The sequence below is a fragment of the Desulfoluna butyratoxydans genome, assembly GCF_900699765.1.
Classification (GTDB): Bacteria; Desulfobacterota; Desulfobacteria; order Desulfobacterales; family Desulfolunaceae; genus Desulfoluna; species Desulfoluna butyratoxydans.
Window position 1 is genome coordinate 327,849 of record NZ_CAADHO010000002.1, and the last position, 17,910, is coordinate 345,758.

A 17,910-nucleotide genomic window follows, 5' to 3' on the forward strand; every position below is an offset into this window, starting at 1 on the left:
GAGTCAGATGAGCAGGCCTCCCGGTTGGCTTGCGTTTTCATGGAAAGCACTGCTGATCATCCGATGTTCTTTATCAACTTTCCAGATCTTTTGCAAAGCATTGTCGTACCGAATCCACCACCCAGCCGCCAGCGGCCAGAGAGCTCTCAGCCAGGGCATCGTCCAGGGCCACCTCAATCCCGGCAAGGCCGTATCGCGCCTTAAGGCTTTCCAGGGTGCTGTTTTTATTCCCCCGAAGGCGCGAGGCGCTTTTGGGGTGGACGCGAAACACCGGGGCATCCCCAGGTGAAAAAAGCCGCCGGGCAAGGGCATCGGCCATGTCCCGAAACCGCGCGCTGTGGACCAGATGGCCGAAGGCGGGGTGATGGGGCCCGGCCAGGACATGGGTAAGACGCATCTCCTCACTGTCCTGAAGGCCCATGCGGATCACAGGGATATCCCGTCGGGCAGCCATGAGCCACGCCTCTTTGCTCCGCGCCACCGCCTCTTCCAGGGCAAGGGGTTCATAGCGCCCGTCACGCCAGAGGGCAGCCAGGCCGCTGCCCTTCAAGACCACGGTGGGGTAGATGCGAATGCCCTCGGGATCGAGGTCAAGGATGCGCTGAAGGGATGAGCGAAAAAGCGCCGGGGTCTCCCCGGGAAGCCCCACCATCATCTGGAGAATGGTGACGTACCCCTTTGCCTTCAACTGTGCTGTGGCCCTCTCGGTGTCTGCGGCCGTATGGCCCCGGGTGCTTGCCGTGAGCACGGCATCTTCCATGGACTGGGCCCCGAGCTCCACCGTGGTGACGGGGTACCCGGCAAGAAGGGCAAGGGTCTCCGGGGTGACGGTGTCGGGACGGGTGGAAAAGCGAATCCCCTGGATTCGCCCTGCCTTGACGTAGCCATGGGCCAGGTCCAGACAGGCCCTCACAGTTTCAGAAGGCAGCCCCAGAAAGGTTCCACCGTAAAAGGAGATCTCCACGGGATGGCGGTTTGCAGCCCAGCCCAGCCATCGCTCAATCTCCCCTTCCATGGCCACAAGGGAGGGCATGGCAGGGGCGCCTTCGCGTTTTCGTCCGGTGACAGCGTGCTGGTTGCAGAAGATACAGTGGTGAGGGCATCCCGCATGGGGGATAAAGAGGGGAACGACAAAGGGGCGGGGGGTGTCGGCGGCCATGGGCGGCTCACCGACGACGTAAAGGGGCCATGACTTTAGAGCCCCCGTTCCTTCAAAAGATCCAGGGCAATGCGGGCGGCGTCCTGTTCGGCGGCCTTCTTGCTCTTTCCGTAGCCCATGGTCTCGATATCGCGGGTCTTGAGGCAGACCTGAAAGGTCTTGTCGTGGTCCGGTCCCATCTCCGAGACCACGCGGTAGCGGGGAATCTCCTTAAGGTGGACCTGGGAGTACTCCTGGAGCAGGCTCTTGCTGTCGCTGTTGAGTCGCGAAGGGCGCGCGCCGCTCAGAAGGGGCTTGAAGTGGCGGCTGATGAGCCGGTAGGCGGCGTCAAACCCGCCGTCTAAGTAAACCGCGGCGATGACCGCTTCCAGGACGTCGGAGAGAATGGAATTCTTGTCCCGGCCGTTGGTCTGGCTCTCTCCTTTGCCGAGGCGGATAAACTGCCCCAGCTCCAGCTGCCTGGCGATCTCGGCCAGCTGGGTCTCGTTGACCAGGTTGGAGCGCATGCGCGACAAACTGCCCTCATTGAGCTCGGGGAAGTTGTGCATCAGGGCGTCGCCCACAACCAGGTTCAATACGGCGTCCCCCAAAAACTCCAGGCGTTCGTTGTCTTCCAGGACGGCATCTCCCTGTTCGTTGACATAGGAGCTGTGCATCAGGGCCGTGGCAAGAAAGCTTCGATCGCCGAAGGTGTAGTTGAGGTGGGCCTCCAACTGTGACAGGTCTTCAATGTGATTCATGGCAATGCAGCGGTTAAGGTGGCGTAACAATCAAAGGGTACATGGAGATCGCCTCGCCCCACGCCCAACTCGATACCTTTTTTATACGCCCCGTGATAATCCGACCCGCCGGTCACCACAAGTCCCAGGGACTCGGCGCAGCCGAGAAGAAAACGGGTGAGCTCCGGTGGGTGGGTGGAGTAGTAGGCTTCCACACCGGCCAGGCCCAGGCGGGCCAGGCTCTCAAGGAGCCCTTTGAGGTCATCCGGGGAGAGCCCCACGGTCACAGGGTGCGCCAGCACGGGGAGCCCCCCTGCGGCACGAATGAGACTTACCGCATTTTCAAAATCAATGCGACCCTTTTCTACATAGGCGGGACGCCCTGTGGCCAGGTACCGGTCAAAGGCCTCGGCAACCGAGCCCACCCATTTTTTCCGCACCATCACCGCAGCCATGTGGGGACGGCCCACCACAGCGCCACCGGCCTCGGCCGACACCTCGGCCAGGGTCAGGTCCATGCCGAGCTCGTTAAGGCGGTCAATCATCTGGGGATTTCGCGTCTCGCGCTGAAGGCGCAGGGATTCAAGGGCCTCCGCAAGGGGCGGGGCCTCGGGGTCGATACCGTAACCAAGAATATGGAAACTGCCCTTGCTGCGATATGGCGCAGGGGGAAGGGAGCTGATCTCAACCCCGGTGATGAAACCTAAATCGTCCGGGAGTCCGTGGGCTACCAGCTGACGGACCCCCTCCACGGTGTCGTGATCGGTGATGGCAATGGCGGCCAGGCCGGCTCTGCGGGCACGTCGCACCACTTCCTGCGGCGACAAAGACCCGTCCGAGGCGGTGGTGTGGATGTGAAGGTCGATCCCCGCCGAAGCGCGATCAGAGGCCAAGGGCTTTTTCCCTTGCTTCCGCCCGGGTCTTGCAATCGATGCACTGCGTGGTGACGGGGCGGGCCTTGAGCCGCTCGACGGTAATGTACTCTTCGCAGGTTTCGCAAATACCGAAAACCCCGTTATCAATGCGCTCCAGGGCTTGTTTTATCTTCTTGATCAGCTTGTGTTCGCGGTCGCGAATACGAAGCATGAAGTTCCTGTTTTCCTCGTGCGATGCTCGGTCCGTGGGATCGGGGAAGCTCTCCTTCTGGGCAGTCATTCCTTCAACAGTGCTGTCAGCCTGTTCCAGAAGGTCATTAAGCCGATCAGTTAAAAACTTCCTGAAATATTCCAGTGTTTCCTGATCCATACTCAAACCTCTCCTCTGAGCTTGGTTGGCGAATTTTTGTTTAACCTGCCTACTGTAAACACAGTTTACGAATTTTGTAAAGATCTATTGAGGAAGGCGCCCCGGCCCCGCAAGGGAGGCAAGGGCGCCGAAAAAGCGAAGCAACGCTCTGAATTGGCGAGAAAAAAAAGAGATTATGCCAGGGTATTCATCCAGGCATCCAGCTCTGCCATGGAAGAGATATTCACCACCTCGCAGGAGCCGTCTGAAGGCACGATTTTTCGTGCAATGCCCGACAGGACCTTGCCGGGCCCAACCTCCACAAAACGGGTCACCCCGTCTGCGAGGAGACGCGTCATGGTGTCGTACCACCGCACGGGGCTCACCAGCTGGCGGGCCATATTCTCCTTCATGGCCACGGGATCCTCTTCAGATTCGGCCGTCACATTGAACAAAAGCCCCTTGGCAGGCCCCTTAAAGGAGACCGATTCCAGGACCCGGCGAAACGGCTCCTCCGCCCCCTGGATCAGGGGACTGTGCCAGGCGCCGCTCACCTTCAGGGGAACGGCGCGCCCCTTTTTTTCGCGGGCGGCGGCGCCGAACCGCTTCACGGAGTCGGGGTCACCGCTCACCACGATCTGCATTTCGCCGTTGTGGTTGGCGGCCCAGACCCCCTTGGTGGGCGGTGCCCCCTCCTCACGGAGGCTCGCGGCCAGTGCGTCCACCGTGGCATAGTCGAGATTCAGCACCGCGGCCATGGCCCCTTTGTGCTTGCGGGCCTCCTGGTCCATGAGCTCACCACGGTTCTTGACCAGGGTAAGGGTGTCCTCCGGGGAGACAACCCCTGCAGCGCAAAGGGCGGCGTACTCGCCCAGGCTGTGGCCGCAGGCCACCTCGAACCGGTCGCCCCCCACCGAGGCCAGGGCGGCCAGAAAGCCCAGGTTCACGGCGGTCACTGCGGGCTGCAGGTTGACGGTCTGGGTGAGCTCGTCCATGGGGCCTTTGAAGCAGAGACGGGTCAGGTGGGACTTGGTGATCTCGTCGGCCATCTCAAAGACCTCGCGCACCACCCCGAACTCCTGGTAAATGTCCTCTCCCATGCCGATGGCCTGGGAGCCCTGTCCGGGAAAAAGAAAAGCGGTCTGTGTCACGTCTGAACCTCCCCTATACCGCAGAAAGGCCGCCCGGGCCCCTTCTGCAACGCCGTTGCCGGCCTAATCGTGAATGTTAAATAAGCTGCGGGCATAGCTCAGGGCACGGGATTCGTCCCGGTTGTGGCAGCCGTCCTTGATAAACCGAATGGGGTCGTGCACCACCTTGGTGACGATGGCCTGGCCCATGCGGCGAATGGCGGCCTTCTCCTCCTCGGAGAGGCCCGCCATGCCCGAGAGGGTCTTTTCCACTTCCCCTTCGGCAATGGAGGCCACCTTTTCCCGCACCGCCTTGATGGTGGGCACCGTGCGGAGCCCCTCCACCCAACGGGAGAAGCCAACCACCCCCTCCTCCACAATGCGCTCGGCCTTGATGGCCTCGGCCCGTCGGCTTTCGATGTTGCCGTCGATGACCTCTTTCAGGTCGTCGATGTCGTAGACATAGGCGTTGGAAAGACGGTTGATGGCCGGGTCGATGTCCCGGGGCACGGCAATGTCGATGAAAAAAATGGAGCGCCCCTTCCGGCGCTTGATCACCGGCTTGACCATCTCCCTGGTGATGACGCAGGTGGGGGATCCCGTGGAGCTGATGATGATGTCCACCTCGGTGAGGGTCTCGGGGATCTCCTCCAAGGCGATGGCGCTGCCGTTGAAGCGCCGGGCCAGCTCCACCCCGCGGTTGAGGGTCCGGTTGGCCACATAGATGTCCCCGGCCTGGTGCTGGATCAGATGCTCCACGGCCAGTTCCGCCATCTCACCGGCCCCCACCAGAAGGATCTTGCGCCCTTCCAGGGACCCGAAAATCTTCCGGGCCAGCTCAATGGCCGCGTAGCTGATGGAAACAGCGCTGTCGCCGATGCCCGTTTCGCTGCGCACCCGCTTGGCCACATGGAAGGTGCGGTGCATCAGCCGGTTGAGAAGGGGGCCCGTGGCCTTCTTGGAAGCGGTGAGGTGATAGGCATCCTTGACCTGCCCCAGGATCTGGGGCTCGCCCACCACCATGGAGTCGAGGCTTGCCGCCACATTGAACATATGCCGCACGGCCTCTTCCCGGTGGTACTCGTAGAGGCAGGAGTCGAACTCCTCCACGGGCAGGCCCTTGAGGGTGGCAATGTAGCCTTTGGCAGCCTTCAGGGCGGCATGGCCGTCCTTGGCCGCCATGAGCACCTCCACCCGGTTGCAGGTGGAAAAGAGCAGCACCTCGTCCACATGGGGATGCTCCCTCAGGGCGTCGATGGCCTCCATGCACTCCTGCCGATTCATGGCGAGGCGTTCCCTGAGGGCAACCGGGGCCGTCTTGTGATTCAAACCTGTCAGTACAATTTCTCGCATAACGCCGTGTCTCTCGTCCGTTAAAACCGGATGAACTCACCTAAAACCGGGTAAACTCCCCGTGGTGACCTTCCATGAAAAAATTGACCCCGAAAAGGGTAAAAAGCAGCACCGCAAACCCCGCAATGGCAAGCCAGGCTGCCTTGCGTCCCCGCATCCCCCCCACGAGCCGTTCGTGGAGGAGCACGGCGTAGATCACCCAGGAGATTCCGGACCAGACCTCTTTCGGGTCCCAGCTGATAAACCGGTGCCAGATGATCTTGGAGTAGAGCAGGCCGGTGACCAGCCCCAGGGTCAGGGCGGTAAAGCCGGCGATGATGCTGGCATACCCGATGCCGTCAAGCTGCTCCAGGGAGGGAAGGCGACGGTAAAAGAAACCCCGTTTCTTCTCCTTGATGGCGTTCTCTTGGAGGATATAAAGAATACCCGCACCGCAGGCCATGGCCAGGGCGGCTTCCCCCAGGAAGATGGTGATGACATGGGCAAAAAACCAGAAGTTGGCGTACACCGCCTCGGGCTGCGTCGGCGGCAGGTCCGGGACCCGCAGGGCCGCTGTGTAGGCCAGAAGGGCCAGGGGCGCGGCATAGACCCCCATCACCTTGATGCGGTACCGGGCCCTTAAGAACAGAAACACCAGGGCCACGGCCCAGGCGGCAAGGCCCAGGGTCTCACGCAGGTTGTGCACGGGCAGGTACCCGGTCTGCACCGAGGCGATGACAAGCCCCAGGGTGTGGACGGCAAACCCCGCCCCAAAGAGAAGATACCCTGCCTCCTGGACCCTCTCCTTCTGGAAAAAGAGATAGAGCAGGTAGGCCACCGCACTGGCCAGGTAGAGCGCCGCTGTCAGTATGTCCATGATCCCGCCTCCCATGGTTGAAGCCGATACCATACGGTGTCGTGATTACAGAGAAAAACCAAGCGTGTCGCAGGTGTAACCTTCTCCCAGTACCTCGGTGAGGAAGGCGTCTGCCCCTTTTTTGTCTCCGGCCTTCACCATCTCAAGGAGCCCGCCGGCGATGAGCGCCTCAAAAAGGGGCTTGTGCGCCTCGGGTTCGTGGGCTTCGGCCAACAGCTTTTTACGCACCAGCCCCATAAGTTCAAGGAACTCTCCGTACTCGCCTCCGAACTCCGTCTCCAGGCGCCGACGCATCCACTTGGCAAAGGCGGGGCTCTTTCCGGAGGTGGAGATGGACAGGGTCATGTCCCCCCGCTGCACGATGGAAGGGAGGATAAAGTTGCAGGCGCTGGGGTAGTCGGCCACGTTGCAGAGCTTGCAGGACGCTTCGGCGTCCCGGCTCACCCGGGTGTTGAACTCCTGATCGTCGGTGGCCACGATCACCAGGAACTTCCCGTCCATATCGGAAGGGGCGTAGGCCCGCTCCTCCAGGGTGACGGGAGCCTCTTGCGCCATGGTTTTCAGCTCATCGGTAAAGGCCTTGCTCACCACGGTCACATGGGCTCCGCAACGCACCAGGGTTTCGACTTTGCGGGTGCCCACGGCACCACCGCCCACCACCAGGCACGCCTTCCCCATAATATCAAGGCTTACGGGATAGTATCGCATGGGTCTGCTCTCTTTCAGTCTGTGACGCGCGCCGCCAAACCGGCGCAGATCACCTTTAAAGATCAAAGGGTTTCAGGTCCTCTCCGAGGACCAGCTGCCCATCATATGTTTTGCGGCACTCTTTTTCAACATCAACTTTGTCGCAGGCCGGGTAAAAATGGGTCAGCACAAGCATCCCGACTTGCGCGGCTTTTGCCGCCTCCCCGGCAAGGGAAGGGGTCAGGTGGTTGGGCACGGCCTCAGCGTCCGGGGTGGAGCACTCACACACAAAGATATCGGCTCCCCTGGCAAGGGAAACCAGGTTCTCGGACGGACCGGTGTCCCCTGAAAAAACCACGGAGCGCCCCCCGGAGAGCACCACCCGGCAGGCCAGGCTCTCCGGCCTGTGGGCCACCGGGGCCGTCCTCACGGCCAGGTCTCCCTGGTGAAAGAGGTCCTCCTGTTCCACGGAGAGCTCGGTGAGGCGAACCAGGCCCGGGCCCGGATCCATCCACTCCCCGTACACCCCCTTGAGCTGTTCAAAAAACGCGCCGAATCCTTCGCCCCCGTAAATGGGAAGGGGGCGGGTGCGGGTGCAGGCCGGATACTTGGTGGCAAACAGCAGGGGCACCAGCTCGGCCGTGTGATCCGGGTGCATGTGGGTGTAAAAGATGCCGGTGAGCTCGTCGATGGAGATCCCCGCCTCCAGCAGGCGGCGCATGGTCCCGGGGCCGGAGTCGATGAGCAGGGTCTCGGTCCCGGTCTGCACCAGGGCCGCACAGGCACTTCGGGTTAGGGAGGGGACGCAGGTCCCCGTTCCGAGGAGGGTGATTCGTGCCATGGGCGAGGGGCCTCCCTTCGTTTGTGGTGGATGGTGAGTATCTTCGACGGCCCTGCCGAGGGCCAAACGTTTAAAAAGTCTAACAAACAGGCCTTAAAAAAACATGTTTATGGATGTCGTTTCAAGGCGGATGTGATGTGACCCGAGGAACGAGGGGCAAAACGCATCCGCACCCTGCTTTCAAGGTGGCACACCTTGCCGCCGGAGACTGTTTTTAAAGCTGAATAGATACGCAGGGCCTTAAGGGGCGGCCCCAGAAAAACGGGGGAACAGGGAGATCTTCCCGGTAAAATGAAGGGCTGCCCTTATGGACTCACACTCGCCCCCACCCTATAATCATGATCACCTGTTTACCCGCCACATATTTCCCTTCCGTTTCACGCCAAGGGCGACCCGCAATGGGTCGCCCATTTTTTTTGGGCAAAAAGCGCGTCAGGTGGCCCAGCCATGGGAGAGCCCTTCCCCACGAAGGCTCTCGTAAAGGGCGATGCCCACGCTGGTGGAAAGGTTTAGGCAGCGTATCTGTCGGTTGATGGGGATGTGGTACCGGGAGTCCGGGTACCGATCCAGCACCGAGTCCGGCAACCCCTTTGTCTCGGAGCCGAAAAAAAGAAAAAGGCGCTTTGGCCTGGGCATCTCCCAGAAGGGGCGGGACCCCAGCTTGGCAAAAAGGGCCACCTCCCCGTCTTCGGGCGCCATGACCTCGGTAAAAGCATCCAAGCTGTCCCACACAGACAGATCCACATGCTCCCAGTAATCCAGCCCGGCCCGCTTCACCTGGGCGCTGTCCAAAGAAAACCCCAGGGGCTTGATCAGGTGCAGGCGCACGCCGGCCCCGAGGCAGGTCCGCCCCACATTTCCCGTATTCCAATGGACTTCAGGGGCCACCAGCACCACATGGCGCTCCGGCTCCCCCTCCTGTCGATCTATCACAACACATCCTTCCCTATAATATTAAGGTAACGCGTCCGCTGCCCCCGGCGGCCCTGCCTGGAGCCAACCGCTCAAAACGCTTGCCAAACAGGCCTGGAGTAAGCCGTTACCCGGTTTTATTCCTCTCTGACGCACAGCCCCGTTGCGGCACCGGCACCGGCACCGGCACCGGCACCACGGATATCGCTTTTGAATCCTGTTTGTCAAACGTTCCAACCCATTGTCCGGCGTCAGAAAAACCAGGTTCCCCGGACGATGAGCTCGTTGGCCGGGGCAAGCCAGCCCCCGCCGGGAAGGGAAAAGCCACCGTACTCGGTTTCGGAGCCGCCCCAGGGCAGCTGAGCCACCATGTCCAGGCGAAGGTCCTGGCGGGCATCCCAGATCACGGAAGGCTGAAGGATACCCGAAGGGTCCCCTGTGTTGGTGATGGCGGTAAGGGTGAGGTTGAGCAGGGGGTGGGCCTCCAGCTGGACCCTTGCGGCAAGATAGTTTTTCCCAAGGGTAAAGACCTCCCCGCGATCAAGGCGCTCCAGGGTGTCCGGGTCGGTGAGGGCGGCCGCGTAGTTCGAGGTGCCGTAGCCGTTGTGGTAGAACTCCACAAACCCATACCAGTTCCTGTCCCAGGCCACCCAGGAGAGGTCCATGTTGACCACGGCCGACAGGGTTCCCCCGTCTTCATCGGAGACGAGAAGGTCCGACCGCCAGGCCGCCTCCCCGGCATACCCGGAAAAGCCCACCCCGGAAAGGCTGTGGCCCCGCTGGTTGCCCAGAAGGATATCCCCTTCCAGGCTGCCGAAGGTGCCGTGCAGCTTGGTGGCGTAACTCGACCCGTCGGAGGAGACATCGCCTGTGGCGGCGTCGCGGCCCGGGCGGCCGATGGCCTGGAGCTCCATGCCCCGGGCCGTGGTGTACCGAAGGGAGGCCAGGTCATCCCCTGCCTTGTAGTCTCGGAGGGTGTCGATGGGGGAGAAAGGATTGACGAGGTCCATGGGGTTAAAGAGAAGCCCGCCTCCCCAGGTGACGGCCTGGCGGCCGATGCGCAGATCGAGGCTTCCCAGCTCCTTGTTGAGGCTGAGGCGGTCCAGGCGATGGACGGTGCGGTGGTGGGAGGAGTCGGAGATCACAGAGGTGAGATCAAAAAGGCGGTAGCGGTCCTCATCGCCACGGGCGTTACCCGGAACGGAAAGACCGGCCCCGGCAAGGTCCGAACGGCGCTTGGTGGCATCGCCCCCTTCGTAGAACAGCTCGTAGTCCACATCCAGGGTGAGGGTGGGAACGATCTCCGTCCGGGAGGCCACCCGGAACCCGGCGCTGCTCTCCAGATCGTCGTAGGGAGACTCGCCCACAGGGTCCAGGGTGCCGCGCACGTCGTCATCGTCGTAGGCAATTCCCCGGGCAGCGGCCTTCACCTGGCCCCCCACCTCCACGGAAAAGGCCGACGCCCCCGTGGCACTTACCAGGACCAGCGCTGCCACAACGGCCCCCCACCAGGAGTTCACTGAACCCGGTCTCCGTCCAGGCGGCCGTCTTTCATGCGGATCACCTTCCGGGCCGCCTCCATCACCATGGCGTCGTGGGTGGAAAAGACAAAGGTCACGCCCCGAGCCTCGTTCATCTCCCGCATCATGGCAAGGAGCCCCTCTCCTGTTGACGAGTCCAGGTTTGCCGTGGGTTCGTCCGCCAGCACGATGGACGGTCCGGAGACCACGGCCCTTGCCACGGCCACCCGCTGCTGCTGCCCCCCGGAGAGCTCCGCCGGTTTCCTGTGGTAGAGCCCGGAGAGCCCCACCTCATCCAGGATGGCCATGGAGCGCTCCCTCCGCTCCTTTTTGGGCACGCCCTGGAGCAGCATCACATACTCGGTGTTCTCCACCGCCGTGAGCACGGGGATCAGGTTGTAGGCCTGGAACACAAACCCGATGCGATGAAGGCGAAGCTCGGTGAGGGCCGTTGCCGAAAGGGCCCCTAAGTCCCGGCCGTCCACCGTGATCTGCCCGCCGTCGGGCATGTCCAGCCCTCCGATGAGGTTCAAAAGGGTCGTCTTCCCCGAGCCCGAGGGCCCAGCCAGGGCCAGAAAGGCCCCCGGATCGATGGACAAAGAGACTCCGGACAAAGCCGGCACCTCCACATCCCCCTGCCTGTACACTTTCCGAACCTCCGTCACCTCCACCATGGTCATGGTCCTCCTCAAATTTAAGGAAATACGCAAAGATGAATACACATTGATGCTGCGGCTGAAAATCGACTCCGGCGATGCTGCCGGGGGCACGTTGTTGAAAGGTGTGGCACGCAGGATGCTTAAGGTCAGCCCCTGCATTGGCTCAAGCGGGCGTTGGCCGGACGGCCCCCGGGTGGCTGGGGGGCTGTCCCCGGGCCACCTCAGGACACCGTTATTATTGTGGTATCACAGCTTAAACCGCACCACAAGGCCGCCAAGCCCCTCGGAGAGCCCGGCCAGGTCCCCGGCACTGGCCTGGACCCCGGAGCTGCTGCGGTTGATATCGCCCGCGGCCTGGTTGACGTCGGCGATCTCCTCGGAGATGCGTGAAGCAAGGCCGGCGGACTCGCCCAGGTTGTCCTTCACGTGGCCGATGCCTCCTGCCGCCTGGGTGATGTTCCGGGCGATCTCCCCCGTGGCCGCGGACTGCTCCTCCACGGCCGTGGCAATGGCCGCGATGATCCCGTCCACCTGTCGGATGGTGCCGGACACCCCCTTGATCTCACCGACCACCACGGCAAAGCCCTTGGGATGATTGACAAATTATTGACTTCTTTTTTTTCCTACCAGGTAAGCCATAAAAAAAAGGGCCGCCCGCGGGCCTGCACGGCCTCAGGGGACCGGTGAGCCCCAGGGCCCCACCGGTGCCTGGGCCAGGGGTCAAAAAATACAAAATTGTCACATCATTTTGGTGTTTGAAAAATTCCGAAAATGGAAATATGATAGCCACGTACAGTGAAGAGCAATTCAGACAGATGGATCACCGGGCCGCCGCAAGGAAACCGCCCACATGGTGCGGGAACCGTTCCCGCCCCAGCACGGCGCCCCTTTTTTCCCTCTTGCCTGCAGGATGGTTCAGGGCAGGTGGCCACCGGTGATATCGGAGTAGGATAATGGTACAATCGGCAGCCGACGAGCTGAAAAAATCTCGGGAAAAACTCAAAGCCCTCGTCCGCAAAGGGCGGGGCAGCGCCCTGCTCATGGACAGCACCGTGGCCGTGGACAACTACTTTTCCCAATGCTTTGGTGAGAGTGAATCCGGCCAGGCCCTGGCCATGGGAGGCCACCCCTTCGCCATCGTGGCCTTAGGGGGATACGGCCGGCGGGAGCACTGCCTTCACTCCGATGTGGATATCCTCTTTCTCTTTGACAAGGAGGTCCCCGACGAAGCAGGCGGCCTCATCCAGGAGGTCATCTACCCCCTGTGGGACCTGAAGATGGAGGTGGGCTACGCCACGCGCTCCATCCCCGAAACCCTGGAGATGGCGGCCAACGACCTCCATGTGCTGACCTCCATCCTGGATGCCCGCTTCCTCTGCGGGATGTCCCCCATCTACAGCGCCTTTATCCAGCAGTTCCGCAGCCGGTTCGTGGAGGGCAACCCCAAGCGCATCGTCACCCAGATCAACGACATGTGCCGGAGCCGCCACGAGACCTTCGGGGACGCCTCCTACCTCATGGAGCCCAACATCAAAAACGGCAAGGGGGGCCTGCGGGACTACCACAGCATGTACTGGCTCTCCCGGGTGCTGGTGGCGGCCGGGGAACCCCGGGACATGGAGTACGCCGGTTTTCTCTCCCACAAGGAGTTCAAGCGCCTGGAAGAGGCCCTGGCCTTTATCTGGAAGGTACGAAACCACCTCCATCTCATGAGCGGGCGCAAGCTTGACCAGATCCACTTCGAGCACCAGGTGGAGCTGGCCGAAGCCATGCGATTCCGGGGCCACACCCACGGGCAGAAACCCGTGGAACGATTCATGGGGGAACTCCACGGTCACATGGAGTTCATCAAGCACCACCTCACCCTCATGCTCACCCAGTGCACCCGCTCCACCAAGGGGTTCCTGGGGCGGAGCCTTCTCAAGCGCTCCCGCAAGCCCGGCATCGTCTCCGACGGCGGCCTGGTGAACTTCGCGGACCCGGCCGAGGTGGTAAACCGCCCCTCCCTCATCATGGACCTTTTTGAAGAGAGCGCCCGGCTCCAGTACGCCCTGGGTGCCGACGCCCTGCGCACCATCGGGGAGTTCAGCCACCTGGTCCGGGGTTTCAGGCGGGATGTGACGGTGATGAAGGCCATGGAGCGGATCCTCTCCACGGCCACGGAAAAGTTCAACGTCCTTGAAAAGATGCTCATCTCCGGGTTCCTGCAGACCCTGCTCCCCAGCTTCGAGGGCATCGTCAACCGGATCCAGTACAACCGCTACCACATCTACCCGGTGGACCGGCACAGCCTCTACACCGTCCAGACCATCAACGAGTTCTCCAACCCCAAATCCGAGCTCTGCACCCTCTACGGCAAGATCTTCGGCGAGGTCCAGGGCAAGGGGCGGCTCCTCTGGGCAGCGCTCCTCCACGACATCGGCAAAGGGGTGCCAGGGGAAGAAGACCACGGCATCTCCGGGGCCCGCCAGGCCAAAAAGCTCCTGCTCTCCTGGGGCATGGGCAAGAAAAAAGTGGACGACATCGTCTTTCTTATCCAGCACCACCTCTACCTCGTCAACGTGGCCCGGCGGCGGGACATCGACGACGAAGAGACCGTGGTCTCGTGTGCCCGGACCATCCGCGACCCCAACCGGCTCAAGATGCTCTACCTGCTCACCGTGGCGGACTCCATCTCCACCGGCCCCAAAGCCTGGAACGCCTGGACCGAGAACCTGCTCCGCGACCTCTTCTTCAAGGTGCTGGACATCATCGAAAAGGGCGAGCTGGCCACCGCCAAGAGCGAACGCTGCATCGAAAAGAAAAAGCAGGCCGTCCTGAAGCTGGTGAACACGGAAAAAATCGAAAAGTACCTGCACACCATGCCCCCCCGTTACCTCCTCTACGCCTCGGTGGAGGAGATCGTGGAGCACCTGCGCCTCTACTGCAAGATGGGCAAGGAGGGGGTCACCTTAAGCATCAAGAAAAAGGAGGGGAGCGCCACCCGGCGTGCCGAGGTCTGCGGCACGGACCGGCCCGGCCTCTTCTCCAAGCTTGCCGGGGTCTTTACCCTGAACGACCTCGACATCCTCTACGCCCAGGTCTACACATGGGGGTACTCCACGGCCCTGGACATCTTCACGGTCAAGCCCTTTTTCGACCTCACCCGGGAGGAAGAGCGCTGGGAACGGGTGGAAAAAAACATCAAAGAGGCCTTAGACGGCCGCCTGGACATCCACTGGGCCCTCATGGAAAAGGAGTTCAGCCCGGCCATCCGGAAAAAGGTCACCATCTCCGACAAACCCGACCGGGTGGAGCTGGACAACCTGGGGTCGAGCTTTTTCTCCATCATCGAGGTCTACTCCGACGACTTTCCGGGTCTGCTCTTTGCCGTCACAGACGCCATTTTTCACCTGGACCTCAACATCTACTACGCCAAGATCACCACCCACGTGGACCAGGTGGTGGACATCTTCTACGTCAGAACCGTGGACGGCCAGAAGGTCACCGGGGCCGACGCCATCGCCCGGGTCAAGGAAGCCATCCTCGAAGCCATTTTACGAATGAGATTATAAAAAACACGCGATCAGAACGAAAAGGAGTGGGGTATGCGCAAAATCGAAACGATTATCAAACCGTTCAAACTCGATGAAATCAAAGAGGCCCTGGGGGAGATCGGCATTCAGGGAATGACCGTCTCGGAGGTCAAGGGCTACGGCCGCCAGAAGGGCCACAAAGAGATTTACCGCGGCGCCGAATACGATGTGGACTTCGTGCCCAAGCTCAAGATCGAGATCATCGCCGAGGCGTCCCGGGTGGACCAGATTGTGGAGACCATCCGCAACGTGGCCAACACCGGCAAGATCGGTGACGGCAAAATCTTCATCATCCCCGTGGAACGTGCCATCCGGGTCCGCACCGGTGAAGAGGGCTACGACGCCCTCTAAGCGCGTAACGGGAAAAGGCATCGCCCGCATGACGGCACACAGGGGGGACCGCGGGTCCCCCCTTACATTTTTGTTGCCTGCCCCCCCGGCACAACCGGGCACCCTGCCCATCCCCCCGGAATACGCCCCTCTTCCCCCGGAAAAGCAGCAGAATTCCAATAAATCCCCCGGGATCGCCCCGGTAACAACCCACAAATTTGTAAGTCTTTTCCGCAAGCTTTTTACAAAAATGTCATTTCAAAGATTCTCCCTTGCCCTGGCCTTTCAAATGAAATATTCTTGGATAACAGGACCCTACCCCATCAACCCACATCTTGGCACACCTGTTGCAATATCATCCCCCCGTAACCCGTTGCGGAACTGTTTCGGGACAACCATAACGAAACCGCGCAAATGCCCCCCACAGGGCAACGGTGCTTCATCAATCCAATAAGACGGAGAGAGCATTATGAACGGCAACACGGTGAGAAGGGAAGCCATCAGGGCCATCAACAACTACTCGTTCGAGACAACCATTGACTTTAAAAACTCATCGTCCATTGATCTCTTCGGGGACAATGTCTTCAGTATTTCCATCATGAAGAAGCGCCTGCCCAAGGACATCTTCAAGAAGGTGAGCAAGACCATAGAAGAGGGAACCCGCCTGGACCCCTCGGTGGCAGACGTGGTGGCCTCGGCCATGAAGGACTGGGCCCTGGACAACGGCGCCACCCACTACGCCCACGTCTTCTTTCCCCTCACCGGCCTCACCGCCGAGAAGCACGACAGCTTCCTCATGCCCGATCTGGCGGGCAACGCCATCGCCGAATTTTCCGGCTCCACCCTTATCCAGGGCGAGCCCGACGCCTCCAGCTTTCCCAACGGCGGCCTGCGTGAAACCTTTGAAGCCAGGGGGTACACCGCCTGGGACGTCACCAGCCCCGCCTACATCATGGAAAACCCCAACGGGGCCACCCTGTGTATCCCCACGGCCTTTGTCTCCTGGACCGGCGAGGCCCTGGACAAAAAGACCCCGATCCTGCGCTCCATGCAGGCCCTTAACACCCAGGCCCAGCGTATCCTGAGGCTCTTCGGGGACGACTCCAACAAAATCGTCAACTCCACCTGCGGCGCCGAGCAGGAGTACTTCCTCATTGACCGCAACTTCGTCACGGCCCGACCCGACCTTCTCACCGCCGGCCGCACCCTCTTCGGTGCCCCGGCTCCCAAGGGCCAGGAGTTTGACGACCACTACTTCGGCGCCATCCCGGACCGCGTCCTGGCCTACATGTGCGAGGTGGAGCGAGAGCTCTGCAAGCTCGGCATCCCCGTCAAGACAAGGCACAACGAAGTGGCCCCCTCCCAGTTCGAGGTGGCCCCGGTCTTTGAAACCGCAAACCTGGCCACGGACCACCAGCAGCTGGTCATGGTCACCCTGCGAAAGGTCGCCCGGAAATACGGCCTCACGTGCCTGCTGCACGAAAAGCCCTTTTCCGGCATCAACGGCTCGGGCAAGCACGTCAACTACTCCTTTGGCAACGCCTCCCAGGGCAACCTCCTCGACCCCGGTGACACCCCCCACGAGAACGCCCAGTTCCTCGTGTTCTGTGCCGCGGTGATCCGAGGTGTCCACAAATACGCCAAGCTCCTGCGGGCGGTGGCGGCCACAGCGGGCAACGACCACCGCCTGGGTGCCAACGAAGCGCCCCCGGCCATCATCTCCATCTTCCTGGGGGATCAGCTCACCGACGTCTTCAAGCAGATCAAAAACGGAGACGCCACCTCCTCCAAGGGCGGCGGCACCCTCAACATCGGCGTGGACTCCCTGCCCAACCTTCCCAAGGACGCTGGGGACCGAAACCGGACCAGCCCCTTTGCCTTCACCGGCAACCGCTTTGAGTTCCGTGCCGTGGGCTCTGCCCAGTCCGTGTCCGGGCCCCTTGTGGCCATGAACACCATCTTTGCAGACTCCATCGACTACATTGCCACCGAGCTGGAGCGACGCACCGGCGGCGACGGCGCCAAGCTCAACGACGCCGTCAAAGAGGTCATCAAAGAGATCGTCGACGCCCACGGCGAGGTGATCTTCAACGGCGACGGCTACACCGACGCCTGGCAGGAAGAAGCGGCAAAGCGTGGCCTTCCCAACCTGAAGACCACCCCGGACGCCCTGCCCACCCTTATGGACGACGACATCGTGGAGCTGTTCAGCCGCTTTAACGTCCTGTCCAAGGCAGAGCTGGAAAGCCGCACGGAGATCTACCTGGAGCAGTACAACCTCAAGATCGCCGTGGAAGCCAAGACCTCCATCAAAATGGCCGACACCCAGATCTACCCCGCGGCCGTGGCCCACCAGGCCATGCTGGCAGACAGCTGCCTCAAGCTCCGGGAGCTGGGCCTGCCCTGCGACGATGAGTCCCTGACGCGGATCACCACCCTCTCTGCAGAGCTCCGGGCTGCCTCGGCAAACCTCAAGGCCCTCATCGCCAAAGAGCACGCCGACACCCTGGCCGAATCCAAACACTGCTGCGATAAGATCATCCCCGCCATGGGTGAGCTTAGGGCCGTGGCCGACGCCATCGAAGAGATGGTGGCCGACGAGTTCTGGCCCCTGCCCACCTACCAGGAGATGCTCTTCGTCAAATAATATCGGGTGCCGGTGGCTTTCACGGCTGACCGGCCCCTCCCAGGCAACGTGCGCGTTCTTTTTATGCGGATGGATCGAACGCAAAGGGCCCGCCCCCCGGACTCTCCCGGGGGCGACCCGCACGCCGGCATGATCCTGTGCCAAAACGACAAAGGGGAGGCCTGAAAAGGCCTCCCCTTTGTCGTTTCCTTCCCCTGCCCCCGCCCCGGAAAACAAAACGTTCCTTGAAAAATCATCCCATCTGACCCATAAAAAGAGAACCCCGCTACCGACTCTCACACCCCTCTGGATGGCGGAA

Annotated in this window: 16 protein-coding genes; 3 read left to right on the forward strand and 13 right to left on the reverse strand. The window is 61.5% G+C overall.

Annotated elements, in window-relative coordinates:
- Positions 1 to 73: 73 nt before the first annotated feature.
- From MSL71_RS06555 to MSL71_RS06615, 13 genes are all read right to left on the reverse strand, one after another.
- On the reverse strand, positions 74 to 1,159 hold the full coding sequence (locus MSL71_RS06555; protein WP_180138007.1) for an elongator complex protein 3: 1,086 nt from the start codon (positions 1,157 to 1,159) through the stop codon (positions 74 to 76).
- A gap of 35 nt (positions 1,160 to 1,194) precedes the next feature.
- Complete coding sequence (gene rnc, locus MSL71_RS06560) at positions 1,195 to 1,899, reverse strand: ribonuclease III (protein ID WP_246317729.1); 705 nt, start codon at positions 1,897 to 1,899, stop codon at positions 1,195 to 1,197.
- The gene (locus MSL71_RS06565; RefSeq protein WP_246317730.1) at positions 1,896 to 2,771 is read right to left on the reverse strand and encodes a PHP domain-containing protein; all 876 of its coding nucleotides are present in this window, start codon (positions 2,769 to 2,771) and stop codon (positions 1,896 to 1,898) included. Before MSL71_RS06565 ends, rnc begins: the two co-directional genes overlap by 4 nt.
- On the reverse strand, positions 2,761 to 3,123 hold the full coding sequence (dksA, locus tag MSL71_RS06570; RefSeq protein ID WP_180138009.1) for an RNA polymerase-binding protein DksA: 363 nt from the start codon (positions 3,121 to 3,123) through the stop codon (positions 2,761 to 2,763). Before dksA ends, MSL71_RS06565 begins: the two co-directional genes overlap by 11 nt.
- Before the next feature lie 173 nt (positions 3,124 to 3,296).
- A complete protein-coding gene (gene fabD / locus MSL71_RS06575; RefSeq protein WP_180138010.1) occupies positions 3,297 to 4,253 on the reverse strand; it encodes an ACP S-malonyltransferase in 957 nt (318 codons plus the stop codon).
- A 63-nt stretch (positions 4,254 to 4,316) separates the two neighbouring features.
- Positions 4,317 to 5,585, reverse strand: a complete 1,269-nt coding sequence (hemA, locus tag MSL71_RS06580) for a glutamyl-tRNA reductase (protein WP_180138012.1) — start codon at positions 5,583 to 5,585, stop codon at positions 4,317 to 4,319.
- A gap of 40 nt (positions 5,586 to 5,625) precedes the next feature.
- Positions 5,626 to 6,441: a cytochrome c biogenesis protein CcsA gene (ccsA, locus tag MSL71_RS06585; RefSeq protein WP_246317731.1), complete on the reverse strand. Its 816-nt coding sequence runs from the start codon at positions 6,439 to 6,441 to the stop codon at positions 5,626 to 5,628.
- A gap of 45 nt (positions 6,442 to 6,486) precedes the next feature.
- A complete protein-coding gene (locus MSL71_RS06590; RefSeq protein ID WP_180138014.1) occupies positions 6,487 to 7,149 on the reverse strand; it encodes a precorrin-2 dehydrogenase/sirohydrochlorin ferrochelatase family protein in 663 nt (220 codons plus the stop codon).
- 55 nt (positions 7,150 to 7,204) lie between these two features.
- Entirely contained in the window at positions 7,205 to 7,969 is a 765-nt protein-coding gene (locus MSL71_RS06595) for an MBL fold metallo-hydrolase (protein ID WP_180138016.1), read from the reverse strand.
- 432 nt (positions 7,970 to 8,401) lie between these two features.
- Complete coding sequence (locus MSL71_RS06600) at positions 8,402 to 8,902, reverse strand: tRNA (cytidine(34)-2'-O)-methyltransferase (RefSeq protein ID WP_218950967.1); 501 nt, start codon at positions 8,900 to 8,902, stop codon at positions 8,402 to 8,404.
- 230 nt (positions 8,903 to 9,132) lie between these two features.
- Positions 9,133 to 10,401 carry a hypothetical protein gene (locus tag MSL71_RS06605; protein WP_180138018.1) on the reverse strand — a complete coding sequence of 423 codons (1,269 nt, stop codon included), beginning with the start codon at positions 10,399 to 10,401 and terminating at the stop codon, positions 9,133 to 9,135.
- Entirely contained in the window at positions 10,398 to 11,081 is a 684-nt protein-coding gene (locus MSL71_RS06610; protein ID WP_180138020.1) for an ABC transporter ATP-binding protein, read from the reverse strand. Before MSL71_RS06610 ends, MSL71_RS06605 begins: the two co-directional genes overlap by 4 nt.
- 225 nt (positions 11,082 to 11,306) lie before the next feature.
- Positions 11,307 to 11,636, reverse strand: coding sequence for a methyl-accepting chemotaxis protein (locus MSL71_RS06615; protein WP_180138022.1), 330 nt, complete (start codon positions 11,634 to 11,636; stop codon positions 11,307 to 11,309).
- Positions 11,637 to 12,013: 377 nt separating this feature from the next.
- On the opposite strand from MSL71_RS06615, the gene glnD reads away from it, so the two are divergent.
- From glnD to MSL71_RS06630, 3 genes are all read left to right on the forward strand, one after another.
- Positions 12,014 to 14,614: a [protein-PII] uridylyltransferase gene (glnD, locus tag MSL71_RS06620; RefSeq protein ID WP_180138024.1), complete on the forward strand. Its 2,601-nt coding sequence runs from the start codon at positions 12,014 to 12,016 to the stop codon at positions 14,612 to 14,614.
- A 33-nt stretch (positions 14,615 to 14,647) separates the two neighbouring features.
- Positions 14,648 to 14,986: a P-II family nitrogen regulator gene (locus MSL71_RS06625; protein WP_180138026.1), complete on the forward strand. Its 339-nt coding sequence runs from the start codon at positions 14,648 to 14,650 to the stop codon at positions 14,984 to 14,986.
- Positions 14,987 to 15,434: 448 nt separating this feature from the next.
- Positions 15,435 to 17,612, forward strand: a complete 2,178-nt coding sequence (locus MSL71_RS06630; protein ID WP_180138028.1) for a glutamine synthetase III family protein — start codon at positions 15,435 to 15,437, stop codon at positions 17,610 to 17,612.
- Positions 17,613 to 17,910 lie beyond the last annotated feature (298 nt).